Raw genomic sequence first — 13,584 nt, forward strand, 5'->3', positions numbered from 1 at the left:
CTCCTCAGGCCTTGACGTAGCAGGTCTTGACCACGGTGTAGAACTCGCGGGCGTAGCGGCCCTGCTCGCGGGGGCCGAAGCTCGACGCCTTGCGGCCGCCGAAGGGCACGTGGTAGTCGGTGCCCGCAGTGGGCAGGTTGACCATCACGCAGCCGGTCTCGGCGCGGGCCTTGAACTCGCTGGCAAGCTTCAGCGAGTCGGTAATGATGCCGGCGGTCAGGCCGAAGTGGGTGTCGTTGAGCACCTCGATGGCCTCGTTGGCGTCGGCGACCTTGATCACGCAGGCGATCGGGCCGAACACCTCCTCGCGATTGATGGCCATGTCGTTGGTGGTATCCACCAGAAGCGCCGGTGCCATGAAGTAGCCGTCGCTTGCCGCGCTGACGCGCTCGCCGCCGAACACCAGGCGGGCGCCGTCGGCCTGGGCGTGCTCGACCCATGCCAGGTTGGAGGCAAGCTGGCGGGCGTCGGCCGCCGGGCCAATGTGCACGCCGTCTTCCAGGGCGGGGCCGACACGCACCTGCTTCAGGCGCTCGATTAGTCGCTCGACGAAGGCGTCGTGGACCTTTTCTGTGACGATCAAGCGCGACGAGGCGGTGCACTTCTGGCCGGTGCCGGAGTAGGCGCCGTTGAAGGCGGCCTCCACGGCGAGGTCGAGATCGGCGTCGTCGGCCACGATCAGCGCATTCTTCGAGCCCATCTCGAGCTGGCACTTGACCAGGTTGGCGGCGGTGGCGCCGGCCACCCGGCGACCGACCTCAAGCGACCCGGTAAAGGTCAGGGCGTTGATTTCGGGACTTGCGATCAGGGCGTCGCCGACGCTCGAGCCCGGTCCCATGATCAGGTTGAAGGTGCCGGCGGGCAGCGCCTGGCGGCTGAGGATCTCGGTCAGCGCCCAGGCGCTGCCCGGGACCAGGTTGGCCGGCTTGAACACCACGGCGTTGCCGAAGGCCAGCGCCGGGGCGATCTTCCACACCGCGGTGGCCATGGGGAAGTTCCAGGGGCTGATGACGCCGACCACCCCCACCGGCTCACGGCGCACCTCCACTTCCACGCCGGGACGCACCGACTCGGCGCGCTCATCGATTTGGCGCAGTACCTCGGCGGCGTAGTAGTGGAAGAACTGGGCGGAGCGGTGGACCTCGCCGACGGCCTCGGCCAGGGTCTTGCCCTCTTCACGGGCCAGCAGCTCGCCGAGCTCGGCCTTGCGCGCCATCAGTTCGTCGCCCACCGCCATCAGCACGCCGTAGCGCTGCTCCAGGCCGCTCTTGGCCCATTCGCGGCCACCCCGGCGGGCGGCGGCGATGGCGTCCTTGACCTGCTCGGTCGAAGCCTGGGCGTAGACGCCGATCAGGTCGCTGGTATCCGACGGGCTGCGGTTCTCGATCTGGTCGACGCCGTCGATCCACTGGCCGTCGATATAGAGTGCGTAGGCTGACTGCTGAGACATGATGACCTCCTGTGACGAATGCGACACAGCCTAGGAGAGCCACCAAAATAAAGATAATCAATAATAACGAGCATATGATAAGTAAGGCTTACCGCCTGTCTGTGTGACGGCCCGTGTGAGGAAATGCCATGCTCCCGATCCAGCCGCTGCGCTACGTGCTGGCGAGGCCTGGGCTAGTCTCGGGGCGGACTTCCTGGAGCAAGGCGCCAGCCGGGACGAGAGACGAAAGGAAGGGTGACTGAGTTAGTGTTCGTCACGGTCAGTTCAGTGTGATGGTCGATGCCTCGTACCCGAGAGCCAGCGCAACGATAAATAGGCCGCAGGTATACAGCTGTTCGAATGTGGAAGGCTTTGCGGGTGGGGGGCCGTAGCGATTTTCTTCCTTTTGACCTGCAGAAAAAAGAAGAAAGAGAAATAGAGCGATGTTGGCAACTGGAAGCAAGTGAAGAACTAACCACCAAGGTGAAAGGTTCTTGTCATTTAGCCGCCACCTGGAAACGAGGAGGATTATGGCAAGTGAAGCGATAGAGAGTAAGATCTTTCCTATGCTAAAGCTTATGATGGTCGCCCTGGGAGAGGGTATCGGTAGTGTTAACTCGCTATATAAGATTCCTGAGAAGAGCACCAATTGGATGATGAAGGCAGTGAAAATGATGTAGAAAAATTTCAATCTGCCTATTCGAGAAGATGACGTGGATGTAATGGTATTTTGGCTATAGTTCTGTGTTGTATGCATTTCTTTCTCGCAAAAAAGGGGTGAGTGTTGTCTGGGAAAATATACTTCTATCGTTAGCTGGTGTTTCGATAGGTTCGTGGCGCGATGGTTTTGATTTCGTTGGCGTGGTTCATATCGGGGAAGTGAGACTTTTATTGCTGTCATGAGCCAATGTCAAGTCTGGTGGTTTTGCTTGTCTGGCACAGCAAAAAAATGGTTGTGATCGTAGAATGTGCGTGTTTTTTTCATCTGTTGCGCTAGGGGTTAGTGTTTTACACAATATTTATTGTGCTGCTGTGAAGCCTGACGTGGAGGAGGTGTTTGTGCTTTCAGGTGGCGGCGAATATTAATGCTCTTCGGATGATGAAGTGTGCTGCTTTCGGTGGCTTCAGGTGTACTATGGTCTCAGGTGTATATTTGTCGATTTGCTGCGTAGTCATGGCAGGAAATGCCGGCAGTGGCTGTAGACATATAGCGAAACCTGTAAAAAATTTGGAATCATCAAGCACTCGCAGATGGATACAGTATGCTCCCCGACCTCAAGATCCAGCCGCTGCGCTACGTGTTGGCCATCGTCGACCACGGCGGCTTTCACGCCGCCGCGCGCCAGCTTCACCGCAGCCAGCCGGCGGTGTCGATGGCGGTGCGCGAGCTGGAGGCGCGGCTTGGCGAGGCGCTGTTCGAGAAGGGTGCCCAGGCGAGCCTCACCCCCTTCGGCGCATACTGCGTGCCGCGCTTTCGCGAGCTGATCCTCCAGCATGATCGCCTGAGCCGTGACCTGCTCGCCCAGGTCGAGCGCCAGGCGGGGCATCTGGATATGGCGGCGGTACCGTCGGTGGCCAGCCGCCTGATGCCGAACTTGCTGTCGGAGTTCGTTGAGCGCTATCCGGGCATCCGCGTGGCGCTGCACGACGGCAACGCCGACTTCGTGCGCGAGCAGGTGCTGGGCGGTGAGGTGGATATCGGGCTTTCAAGCCTGTGGCAGCCTGACGATGCCCTGGCGTTCACCCCTTTGCTGCGCGACAAGGTGGGGGTGGTGTGTCGCGATGACCATCCCTTCGCCGGGCGCGAGAGCCTGCACTGGCGCGAGCTTGCCGGCGAGACCCTGATCGGCAACGGCACCTCGCGGCTGCTCGAGGGCACCGAGGCCGAGGCGCTGCTGGCGAGTCCCACCTTCTTTATCTCCAACATGATCTCGCTGACCGCCAGCCTGGTGGCGGGGCTCGGCATCACCACCCTGCCGCGACTGGCGTTCGCCGAGGAGTACGAGCGGCTGAGGTTCGTTCCGCTGGAGTGCCCGGTGGTGGAGCGCCAGGTGGGACTGGTGCGCCTGGCCGGTCGCAGCCTGTCGCCGGCCGCCGCTGCCATGGCGGCCTTTATTATCGAGCGCCTGGAGGAGGGGCAGGGGGAGGATGGCCATGGCCCGAGCAGCCAATAGCCGATCAGCCAATAGCCGATCAGCCAATAGCCGTTCAGCCAATAGCCGATAACGCCAGGCGGGCTCGCCGTCCGTCAGCCGTTGCGGTCGAGTTCGCCGGCGTCCATGCCGTTGCGTCGCCGGACCTCGAGCAGCAGGGCGCTGTGGTCGAGGTCAGCACCACCTGCGTTGACCAGATCGCTGAACAGGCGGTCGGTCAACTCAAGCAGCGGCAAGTCGAGGCCGAGTTCCCGGGCGACGTCGCAGGCGGCGCGAGTGTCCTTCATCTGATGCCTGGCCGGTCCGCCGGGTGCGAAGTCGCCGTCCAGCATGCGTTGGCCATGCTGGTCGAGAATCCGCGAGTAGGCGAAGCCCCCCAGCATGGCCTGGCGCACCTTGGCGGGGTCGGCGCCGCCGGCTTCGGCCAGCACCAGGGCTTCCGACACCGCCGCGATGGTGCTGGCCACCGTCAACTGATTGACCAGCTTGGCCAGGGCGCCGCTGCCTGCCGGGCCAATATGCAGGGGATGGCCCATGGCCTCGAGAATGGGCTTTGCCCTGTCGTAATCGACGGCGTCTGCTCCGGCCATGATCGAAAGAGATCCTTCGCGCGCGCCCTTTTCGCCGCCGGAGACCGGGGCGTCCACCCAGCCAAGGCCAAGCTCGCGACAGCGTTCGGCCAAGGCGATTGCTTCACTGTGGCCAATGGTCGACATCACGATGAGCAGGGTACCGGGAGACAACTGACGGGCGATGCCGTCGTCGCCGAACAGCAGCGTCTCGCATACCGCGCCCGAACTTACCATCACCACCACCGCCTGGGCGTTTGTCGCTGCCTCGATGGGTGTCTCGGCCAGAGTGGCGCCAAGTTCGCCCAGCGGGGCTGCCTTGTCGATGCTGCGATTCCAGGCACGCAGGGGGAAGCCTGCACGGATCAGATGACGGCCCATGGGCAGGCCCATGATACCGGTGCCCAGCAGGGCGATGGTGGCAGGAGAGGTCATACGGGCGGCTCGTTGTAGATTAGAAAGTAGGTAACAGCCTAACCTCTTCCGCCCGGTGCCTCCACGCTCAGTCGACCTGCCGCCACCACTGTACCGGCCAGCCGCGCTCGCGGGCGGTGGCGTCAAGCGTCGGGTCGGGGTTGATGGCGAAGGGACGGTCGACGAATTCCAGCAGGGGCAGGTCGTTACGCGAGTCGGAGTAGCCGAAGCTCTCCACCGGGGTGTGCTCGGCCAGCCATTCGCGCAGCGCCTCGAGCTTGCCGCCCTGGAAGGTGCGGATGCCCTCGGCCTTGCCGGTGTAGCGCCTGCGCGAATCGAGTTCGAGGGCGGTGGCCAGCGCCTGATCGGCACCGAGGCGCTCGGCCAGCGGGCCGACCACGTGGATCGGCGAGGCCGAGATGATCACCACCCGATGGCCCTGGTCACGGTGCCAGGCCAGGCGTTCGTGGCCCTGAGGGAAGAGCCGGGGCACCACCTTGGCCTCGAGGAAGGCGTCGACCTGTTGCCTGACGTCGGCCTCGCTGCGGCCGGCCAGCGGCGTCAGCAACAGCGCCAGATGGGCTTCCATGTCGAGCGTTCCGGCGGCGTAGGCGGCCATGTGTTCGGCGAAGGCGGCGCGGTAGGCGTCGCCGTCCTCGATCCAGCCGAGATCGATCAGCCACTGACTCCATAGTCCGGTGATGTCGCCGTCGAGCAGGGTGTCATCGAGGTCGAACAGGGCCAGGGTCATGGGCGCGTCGGGGGCCTTGGCGGCATCGCCGTGGCAGGCGTCAGTGGTCATGGTGACAGGGCTCGTCAGGTCGTTCATGCATCCAGCTCCTGAACCTCGTCGAGATCGACGTGGATCGTCACCTCGCAGCCGGCGGGCAGCAGGCTGCGGGCGGAGCGATTGAGGGTATCGACGGCGAGGCTGGTGCCATCGCAGTCGATGTCGTAGCGCACGATGTTACCGAGCAGGCGATGTCGACGCACACGACCGCTGACGCCCGGTCCCACCCGCGCCGGCCGCTCGCCACCCAAAGGGCGGCCCTGCACGCTGAGATAGAGCGCCTCGGGGCGCAGCGCGACACGACCGGCCTGGCTGCGAAAGCCCAGCAGTGGCGCGGCCTCGACGGCGTCGAGCAGACAGTAGTGGCCCATGAAGCCGGCGGCGTTTTCGTCCCGGGGCCGGGTGTAGAGCACCTCGGCGGTGTCCTTTTGCAGGATCCGCCCCTGGTGCATCAGGAACACCCGGTCGGACATCAACATGGCCTCTTCCTGGTCATGGGTCACGAACAGGGTGGTCAGGCCGAGGGTCTTCTGAATCTCGCGGATCTGGTCGCGCAGATGTCGACGAATGCGGGCGTCCAGCGCCGACAGCGGCTCGTCCATCAGCAGTACCTTGGGTTCCACCACCAGCGAGCGTGCCAGTGCCACCCGCTGGCATTGCCCGCCCGACAGCTGGTGGGGAAACTTGTGCGCCTGGTCCTGCATCTCGACCAGGCGCAGCACCTCGTCCACCCGGCGCGCGCGCTCGTCACCGGGGACCTTCTGCATGCGCAGGCCGAAGGCGACGTTGTCGGCGACCTTGAGGTTGGGAAACAGCGCATAGTGCTGAAACACCATGCCGACCCCGCGCCGCTGGGGCGGCAGGCGGGTGATGTCGTCACCGCCGATGTGGATGCTGCCGGCGTCCAGCGAGGTCAACCCAGCGATGGCCCGCAGCAGGGTCGACTTGCCGCAGCCGGACGGCCCCAGCAGGGTGATGAACTCGCCATGCTCGATATCGGCGTCGATGTCGGCGAACACCGAGGTCTCGCCGAAGCGCTTGGCCAGCCCCCTCAGCGAGACCGCGTTGCCGCTTTCCTGGCGGCCTGGCGCGGACGGGGTCGTGGTCTGGACCGAGGACGGGATAGTGGACGGGACCGTGGACGGGGCGGCGCGCTGGGTGGCAGGTGTAGTGGCAGCCATCATCGTGTGGCCTCCGTGATGGTGTGCTCGGCCTGGCGATTGCCCAGCCAGGTCAGGATCAGGGTAAAGGCGAACAGGGTGATCACCAGGGCGCTGGTGAAGTGGCCGCTGGCGCCGCGCATATTGTTGAGGTAGACCTGCAGCGTCTCGAAGCGGGTGCCCACCAGCATGTTGGCGAAGACGAATTCGCCGACCAGGAACGAAAACGACAGGAAGATGGCGATCTGCACCCCGCCACGCAGGTTGGGCAGGATGACCAGAAAGAAGGCTTTAAGCGGCCCGGCACCCAGCAGCTGGGCGGCGTCCATCAGGCTTTGCACGTCCACCGCACGCAGGCTGTTGGCAATGGCGCGGTACATGAACGGCAGCACGATGGTGAAGTAGGTGGGAATCAGGATCCAGGGGGTGCCCACCAGCGGCAGCGGGCCGCCAGCGTAGAGCTTGAGTAGCCCCACCGAGGACACCACCGGGGGCACCGCGAAGGGCATCAGGATCAGGGTGTTCATCCAGCGGTCCAGCCACGGATAGCGGGTGTGGGCCAGCAAAGCCACCGGCATCACCAGCACCAGCGACAGCGCCAGGGCACCCACGGCGACAGCCAGCGACCGGGCGAAGGCCGCCACAAAGCGCGGGGTGGTCCATAGCTCCACGAACCAGGCCAGGGTCAGGCCATCGGGGACCAGGGTCGCGCCCCAGCGGGTGGCCAGGGCGTAACCCAGGGTCGCCACCAGCGGCAGGGCCAGCACCGCGAAGACGCTGCCGACGATCCAGGCGTAGGGGTTGAAGGTCGCCGACAGCGGCGCTGCGGTCGGGCTCTTGTGAGCCGGCAGGGTTTCAGCGTGAGCCATGCTGTGCACTCCTTCTCAACAGCCACTGCTGGACCAGGGTGACCAGCACCAGCAGCATCACCAGAATCAGCGCCAGGGCGCTTGCCAGATTGGGCTCGAGGAACAGGTCGCCGGCCACCAGGTTGGCAATACGAATGGTCATCAGGTTGTAGCTGGTGTTGACCAGCGCGTAGACGGTGGCGTAGGCGCCCATGGCGTTGGCGAACAGTACCGTGAAGGTGCCGGCCAGGGCCGGCCACAGCACCGGCAGGCCGATGCGCTGCCAGTAGGCGATGCGCCCGGCGCCGAGCAGGCTGGCGGCATCACGCCATTCGGCCTTGAGGCCGGCGAAGGCCGGGAACAGCAGCAGGATGCCCAGCGGAATCTGGAACCAGGTGTAGATGACGATCAGCCCGCCGGTGGAGTAAAGACGCACGTCCTCGATGATGCCGAGTCGTTGAAGCGCCAGGGTCAGCACGCCGTTGGCCCCCAGCAGGATGATGAAGGCGAAGGCCAGGGGCACGCCGGCAAAGTTGGAGGTCATGTTGGTGAAGGCGATCATCGCTCGCCTCAGGCGTCCGCCGGAACGTACCAGGGCGTGGCAGGTCAGGGTGGCGATGACCAGGCCGATGGCGCTGGACACCAGCGAGATGGTCAGACTCTTCCAGATCGCCTGGCGGAAGAACGCCGACTGGGCGATCTCCTGAAAGTGGCCAAGGCCCCAGTTACCGTTGACGTTGAAGGCGCTGATCGCGACCCAGGCCATCGGCGCCAGCTGGAAGGCGGTGAATATCACGGCGAAAGGCACAAGCCACAGCCAGGCCGGTAGGGGCGCCTTCACGAGCCGGCCTCCTCGTTGCAGGTGGCGTTCGCGGTGGATGCGACGCCTGCGCTGCTGGACGCGGCCAGCAACTCGGGATGCCAGGGCTTGTCGTGGGAGAGCCCGAGGACGCTTGCCAGGGTGCCGCACAGGTGGGTCTGGCGGATGACCCGTCCGGCGGGGTCGGCAAAGGCGTCGCCGAACAGCCACAGCGGCACCCGGCGTTCTTCTTCCAGCAGGCCCGAGTGGGAGCGATCGGCGTTCATGCCGTGGTCGGCGGTGATCATCACCTGGCAGCCGTCGGCCAGCCAGCCTGGCAGGTAGTCGGCCAGGGCGATGTCGGCGTGGCGGGCGGCGTTTCTGTACTGGGGCGAGTCGCCGCCGTGACGGTGGCCGGTATCGTCGATGTTCATGCTGTGAACCAGCAGGAAGTCCGGCGCGTGGCGTTGCCTCAGGGCCTCGGCGTCGCTGAACAGGTGATCATCCGGATAGTGGTCCTGCCAGTAGAAGATGCCGGCCTGGATGGCCGCCGCAGGGTCGTCGAGAAAACGGTCGCGGGTGCGCTCGAAGGGCGCCTTGACGTAGAGCTCACTGACCCAGTGATAGGCCGCCGCAGCGGTGGCAAGGCCCTGGCCGCGGGCCAGGTCGAACAGGCTGATGCCATGGGACCGGCGCACGATGTCGTTGTGCACTACCCCGGAGTCCACCGGGCGATCGCCGGTCAGCAGGCACTCGTAGAGCGGCCGAGACATGGCCGGCAGCTCGCAGTCGAGGTGGGTGGTGTAGCCGCGTCCGGCCTCTACCAGGGCGCTCAAGTGGCCCATGGCGTGATGGCCGACGGCGTGATTGAGGCCGTCCAGCACCACCAGTATGACGGGTCTGGTCATGATGACTCCCGGCCGCGCGGCAATACAGGGCGCGGCGCTGTCGCGATAAGACGTGGAATGCGCTGAAGACAGGCCACTTGGGCACTGTCTTCAGCGGTCGATCGACGTAGCGGCGCTGTCCTCAGCGCTTGATCACTGCTGGTGGATCAGCACCTCGGACTGCCACTGGCGCGGCAGCACCTTGGCGCTCTGTTCCCAGGCGGCAAAGTCCTGGATCGGACGGGCGCTGGCGTACTGCTCGTTGGGCAGCAGCTTGGCGGCGATGTCGTCGGGCAGGGTCAGGTGCTCGGCGCGGATCGGGCGAGCGTAGCCCTCGGCCAGGTTGAACTGCCCTTCGTCGGACAGGATGTACTCACGGGCCAGCTTGGCGGCGTTGGGGTGCTGGGCGTGGGTGTTGATGATGGTGGCATAGCCGGAGGTCACCGAAGCGTCCGAGGGGATCACCACCTCGAAGGCGTCACGGTCGATCTGGTCGCGGTAGTTCAAGGCGTTGAAGTCCCACAGCAGGGCCACTTCCACTTCGCCCTTCTCCAGGTTGGCGATGGACACGTCGGCCAGCGACAGTCGGCCCTGCTCGGCCAGTTCGGCGAACAGCTCGAGGCCCGGGGCCAGATTGCCCTCGTCGCCACCGGCGGCGTAGGCGGCGGCGAGTACCGCATTGTTGGCCTGGGAAGCCTGGCCCACGGCGCCCACCGATACCGAGTAGTCACCCTCGCGCAGGTCGGCGAAGGAACTCGGGCGCTGGTCCTCTTCCACCAGGTTTTTGTTGATCATCAGCGCAATGGTGCCAGTGTAGCCGAGCATCCAATGGCCATCGTCGTCCTTGGCCCAGTCGGGGATCTCGTCCCAGGTGGTGGGCTTGTAGGGCTGAGTCACCCCCTGCTGCACCGCGATCGGACCAAAGGCGAAGCCGACGTCGCCGATATCGGCGGTGGCGTTCTCGCCCTCGGCCTTGAACTTGGCGACTTCCTCGGCGGAGCTCATGTCGGTATCGGTGTGCGCCAGGCCGTAGACGCTTTCCAGGTCGGCCCAGGTGTCCTTCCAGTTGGCCCAGGTGTCGGGCATGCCGACGCTGTCGACGCGGCCTTCCTGCTTGGCGGCCTCGATCAGTGACTCAAGCTCGGCGGTGTTTGCCTGGGCGGCGGTGGACAGCAGGCCAACGCAGGCCAGGGCGGTCAGGGTCGGGTAACGCAGAGAAGTGACGATCACGAGAGGGTCTCCGGGTCAGGGGCGAGAAGTCGACGGAAACCGATGCGCCTTTCTGGTCTAGATCAGTTCCCGTTGACGATCACCCTAAGGAGCTAGCGTGACAGCCTCGTGTCAGTTGCGTGGCAGTCTCGTCTCAGTCCATATGAGCTAGGTAAAGGACGAAAAACCCGACTCGTTCGAGCACTGTCATCGCGTTGTCACCGGCTTGCCACTAGACTGCTGAAATTACGTTGAACCTTCTTTGGTCTATACCAGAAAGCTGGACGCCGCCGGATACTGCCCGGCGGCGATCCTGGTCAGAGCTTCGAGAGTCCGCCTTGCCTACTGTCCCTGACGACACCTCGCACGACGCCTCCCCCTCCCATCGCCTGCGCGAGCGTCTTGCGCCCTTGCTGAGTCTGGCCTCGACACGGGGCGATCGCCGTCTGCCCAGCGAGCGAGACATGATGGCGCGCCTCCAGACCACCCGCATCACCCTGCGCGAGGCACTCAATGAGCTGGAGGCGGAGGGCTGCGTGTATCGCGAGAATCGGCGCGGCTGGTTCGTGTCGCCGCCACGGCTACGCTATGACCTGTTGGCCTGCCTGCCGTTTCACGAGATGGTGCGATCCCAGCAGCGCAGCGCCCGCACCCTGTTGCTCAGTGCCGAGGAAGTGATCGCGCCCGTCACGGTCGCCCGCCGGCTGGGACTCGCCGAAGGCGAGCGCGTCTACCGCATCTGTCGTGCCCGGCTGGTGGACGAACGCCGGGTGCTCTACGTGGAACACCATCTGTTGCCGCGCTGCTTTCCCGCCATTCTGGAGTTCGATCTGGCGCGGGAATCGCTGACCGAGCTCTACCGCCGCGAGTACGGCATCCGGGTCGGGCGGGTCAGCTACGAGCTCGGCACCTGTGTACTTTCCAGCGACGCCGCCAGCGCGCTCAACGCGGTACGCGGCAGCCCCGCCCAGCGCATCACCCGCATCAACCACGACCAGAACGGCCGTGCCATCGACTGTGATGATGAGTACTGGCGCCACGACGCCATCGAGCTGACGCTTTCCGCCGCCCCTCAGGGAGTTTGAGGTGCGAGATCGAGGGGCTTCGAACTGCAGGGGAGTGCTAGACCGCGGGAGGGCGTTCTTCCAGCAGGTGCCACAGGGGGGCTGCCACTGCCGCTTCGTCGCGATGGCGATAGCAGGCCACTTCCAGAGAGGGGCCGCCGAGGATTTCCTGCAAGGAAATCAGCTTGCCGCTCTCGAGGTCTTCCTCGATCAACCCGTGGGGTAGCCAGCCGATGCCGAGACCGGCCAGGGCGAGTTGGCGAATGCCGATGGTGAAGGCGGTCTCGCAGACCAGTTCGATCTCGTAGTGGCGTTGGGCATCGAGCAGGTAAGGCGTCGCCAGGGCCTGGCCAAGAAAGCTGTCCGGATCGTAGCCGATCAAGGGCAGTCGTTGACCTTCCTCGAGTTCGTGCATGAGACCACCGTGATGATCCGATGCGCACACCGGCAACAGCCGTTCAACGCCCAGTGACAGCCGCTCGACGCTGTCGCTGCCGCTGAACAGGGGGGCGCCCTCCAGCTCCGAACACAGCAACAGGTCGGCCTTGCCTTGCTCGAAGTCGTGGATGCACTGGCTGCGGTCGGATGAGGTGATCTGCAGTCCCACCTCAGGCGCGTGATGACGCAGGTGGCGCAACAGGCGCGGCAGGTAGCTGACGGTCAGGGTGTGCTGGGTGGTCAGAATGGCCCTGGGCCCCTGGCGGGCATCGCTTCTAAGACGACTGCGCATGGCGTAAAGGCGTGCCAGCCACTCTCGTAATTGGGGCTCGTACGCCCGCGCGTGGGCGGTCAACTCCAGGCGCGAGGCGCTGCGATCGATCAGCGCCACCCCCAGCCATTCTTCCAGCTGGCGGATACGGCGCGAGAATGCCGGCTGGGTGACGTGGCGCCGTTCGGCCGCCTGGGAAAAGGTGCCCGCTTCGATAAGCTCGAGAAAATCCTCTATCCATTCGATCTTCATTGGTGTTTTGGTCTGCCTTAGTGGGTGGCGGCCGGGGCTAAGCAGTGGCTATGCAAAAATTTAACAGCTGGCGAGCAACTTGGCATTGGTCTCATGTTCCAGGCGAGGCTTAACTTGGAAGCGATCGCTCGAGGGCAGGCCTTCAGGCCTGCTGTGTCTTTCGACGTAGGTCGTCAAGAGAGCACGCCAATGCCAACAATGACTCGCCTGGAGGCCCGTATGCACCTGTCCCGTTTTCCCCGTGTCCGTCTCGGCCATATGCCCACTCCGCTGGAGCCCATGGACAACCTGAGCAAGCTGCTCGGCGGTCCGCGGCTGTGGATCAAACGCGACGACTGCACCGGCCTGTCCACCGGTGGCAACAAGACCCGCAAGCTTGAATTCCTGATGGCCGACGCCCTGGAACAGGGCGCCGACACCATCATCACCCAGGGCGCCACCCAGTCCAACCACGCCCGCCAGACCGTGGCCGCCGCCTGCAAGCTGGGGCTCGAGTGCCACATCCTGCTGGAAGACCGCACCGGCAGCGAGGACCCCAACTACAACTACAACGGCAACGTCTTCCTTGATCAGCTCCACGGCGCCAGCGTCGAGAAGCGCCCGGGCGGTGCCGACATGGCCGCCGAGATGGAAGGCCTGGCCGATCGTCTGAAGAGTGAAGGCAAGAAGCCCTACATCATCCCCGGCGGCGGCTCCAACGAGATCGGTGCCCTGGGCTACGTCAATGCAGCCCTGGAACTTCTGGCCCAGGCCAACGACATGGGTCTGCGCATCGATCATCTGGTCCACGCTACCGGCAGCGCCGGCACCCAGGCGGGCCTGGTCACCGGCCTCAGCGCCTGCAACGCCGGTATCCCGGTGCTCGGCATCGGCGTTCGCGCGCCGAAGGACAAGCAGGAAGCCAACGTCTTTGCCCTGGCCCAGAAGACCGAAGCCAAGCTCGGCCTGTCCGGCGTCGTCAGCCGCGAACAGGTGGTCGCCAACTGCGACTACGTGGGTGAGGGCTACGGTGTGCCCACCGACAGCATGATCGAGGCGGTCACCCTGCTGGCCCGTCACGAAGGCATCCTTCTGGACCCGGTGTACTCCGGCAAGGGCATGTCAGGGCTGATCGACCTGATCCGCCAGGGCCACTTCAAGCAGGACGAGAACGTCGTCTTCCTGCACACCGGCGGCGCCGTTGCGCTGTTCGGCTATCCCGATACCTTCGGTTTCCCCGACTACAAGGGCTAGGCCCAGGGCGCTTCAGGGCAGGCGCCCGCTGAGTTCGGGCGCCCTCGACGACGTTATTCGGAGACAAC

General features: G+C 64.8%; 13 protein-coding genes. 3 read left to right on the forward strand and 10 right to left on the reverse strand.

Going from position 1 to position 13,584, the window contains the following annotated elements:
- Nucleotides 1-4: 4 nt before the first annotated feature.
- Together C6W88_RS18015 and C6W88_RS22130 are read right to left on the reverse strand one after the other, a co-directional pair.
- Nucleotides 5-1,450, reverse strand: coding sequence for an aldehyde dehydrogenase family protein (locus C6W88_RS18015; RefSeq protein WP_108133468.1), 1,446 nt, complete (start codon nt 1,448-1,450; stop codon nt 5-7).
- 259 nt (nt 1,451-1,709) lie between these two features.
- A complete protein-coding gene (locus tag C6W88_RS22130) occupies nt 1,710-2,330 on the reverse strand; it encodes a DUF805 domain-containing protein (RefSeq protein ID WP_108133469.1) in 621 nt (206 codons plus the stop codon).
- Between the two features lie 361 nt (nt 2,331-2,691).
- Between C6W88_RS22130 and C6W88_RS18025 the strand changes: the two genes are divergently transcribed.
- Nucleotides 2,692-3,603 carry a LysR family transcriptional regulator gene (locus tag C6W88_RS18025; RefSeq protein WP_108133470.1) on the forward strand — a complete coding sequence of 304 codons (912 nt, stop codon included), beginning with the start codon at nt 2,692-2,694 and terminating at the stop codon, nt 3,601-3,603.
- 74 nt (nt 3,604-3,677) lie between these two features.
- Here C6W88_RS18025 and C6W88_RS18030 read toward each other — a convergent pair whose 3' ends face one another.
- From C6W88_RS18030 to C6W88_RS18060, 7 genes are all read right to left on the reverse strand, one after another.
- A complete protein-coding gene (locus tag C6W88_RS18030; RefSeq protein ID WP_108133471.1) occupies nt 3,678-4,586 on the reverse strand; it encodes an NAD(P)-dependent oxidoreductase in 909 nt (302 codons plus the stop codon).
- A gap of 67 nt (nt 4,587-4,653) precedes the next feature.
- Nucleotides 4,654-5,394 (reverse strand): HAD family hydrolase, encoded by a 741-nt coding sequence (locus C6W88_RS18035; RefSeq protein WP_108133472.1) that lies wholly within the window; start codon nt 5,392-5,394, stop codon nt 4,654-4,656.
- Nucleotides 5,391-6,539 carry an ABC transporter ATP-binding protein gene (locus tag C6W88_RS18040; protein ID WP_197037145.1) on the reverse strand — a complete coding sequence of 383 codons (1,149 nt, stop codon included), beginning with the start codon at nt 6,537-6,539 and terminating at the stop codon, nt 5,391-5,393. Before C6W88_RS18040 ends, C6W88_RS18035 begins: the two co-directional genes overlap by 4 nt.
- Nucleotides 6,536-7,384, reverse strand: a complete 849-nt coding sequence (locus C6W88_RS18045) for an ABC transporter permease (protein ID WP_108133473.1) — start codon at nt 7,382-7,384, stop codon at nt 6,536-6,538. Before C6W88_RS18045 ends, C6W88_RS18040 begins: the two co-directional genes overlap by 4 nt.
- Nucleotides 7,371-8,204, reverse strand: coding sequence for an ABC transporter permease (locus C6W88_RS18050; RefSeq protein ID WP_108133474.1), 834 nt, complete (start codon nt 8,202-8,204; stop codon nt 7,371-7,373). The genes C6W88_RS18045 and C6W88_RS18050 overlap by 14 nt, the downstream gene beginning before the upstream one ends.
- Entirely contained in the window at nt 8,201-9,070 is an 870-nt protein-coding gene (locus C6W88_RS18055; RefSeq protein WP_108133475.1) for an alkaline phosphatase family protein, read from the reverse strand. The genes C6W88_RS18050 and C6W88_RS18055 overlap by 4 nt, the downstream gene beginning before the upstream one ends.
- 132 nt (nt 9,071-9,202) lie before the next feature.
- Nucleotides 9,203-10,279, reverse strand: a complete 1,077-nt coding sequence (locus tag C6W88_RS18060; RefSeq protein WP_231498695.1) for an ABC transporter substrate-binding protein — start codon at nt 10,277-10,279, stop codon at nt 9,203-9,205.
- Nucleotides 10,280-10,596: 317 nt separating this feature from the next.
- Here C6W88_RS18060 and C6W88_RS18065 point away from each other — a divergent pair, with 317 nt between their 5' ends.
- Entirely contained in the window at nt 10,597-11,343 is a 747-nt protein-coding gene (locus tag C6W88_RS18065; RefSeq protein ID WP_231498696.1) for a UTRA domain-containing protein, read from the forward strand.
- A gap of 37 nt (nt 11,344-11,380) precedes the next feature.
- Here C6W88_RS18065 and C6W88_RS18070 read toward each other — a convergent pair whose 3' ends face one another.
- Nucleotides 11,381-12,283, reverse strand: coding sequence for a LysR family transcriptional regulator (locus C6W88_RS18070; RefSeq protein ID WP_108133476.1), 903 nt, complete (start codon nt 12,281-12,283; stop codon nt 11,381-11,383).
- Between the two features lie 219 nt (nt 12,284-12,502).
- Between C6W88_RS18070 and cuyA the strand changes: the two genes are divergently transcribed.
- The gene (gene cuyA, locus C6W88_RS18075; protein ID WP_108133477.1) at nt 12,503-13,516 is read left to right on the forward strand and encodes a D-cysteate sulfo-lyase; all 1,014 of its coding nucleotides are present in this window, start codon (nt 12,503-12,505) and stop codon (nt 13,514-13,516) included.
- Nucleotides 13,517-13,584 lie beyond the last annotated feature (68 nt).

Origin of the sequence: Halomonas litopenaei, assembly GCF_003045775.1 — a bacterium.
In the GTDB taxonomy this organism is placed as follows: Bacteria; Pseudomonadota; Gammaproteobacteria; order Pseudomonadales; family Halomonadaceae; genus Halomonas; species Halomonas litopenaei.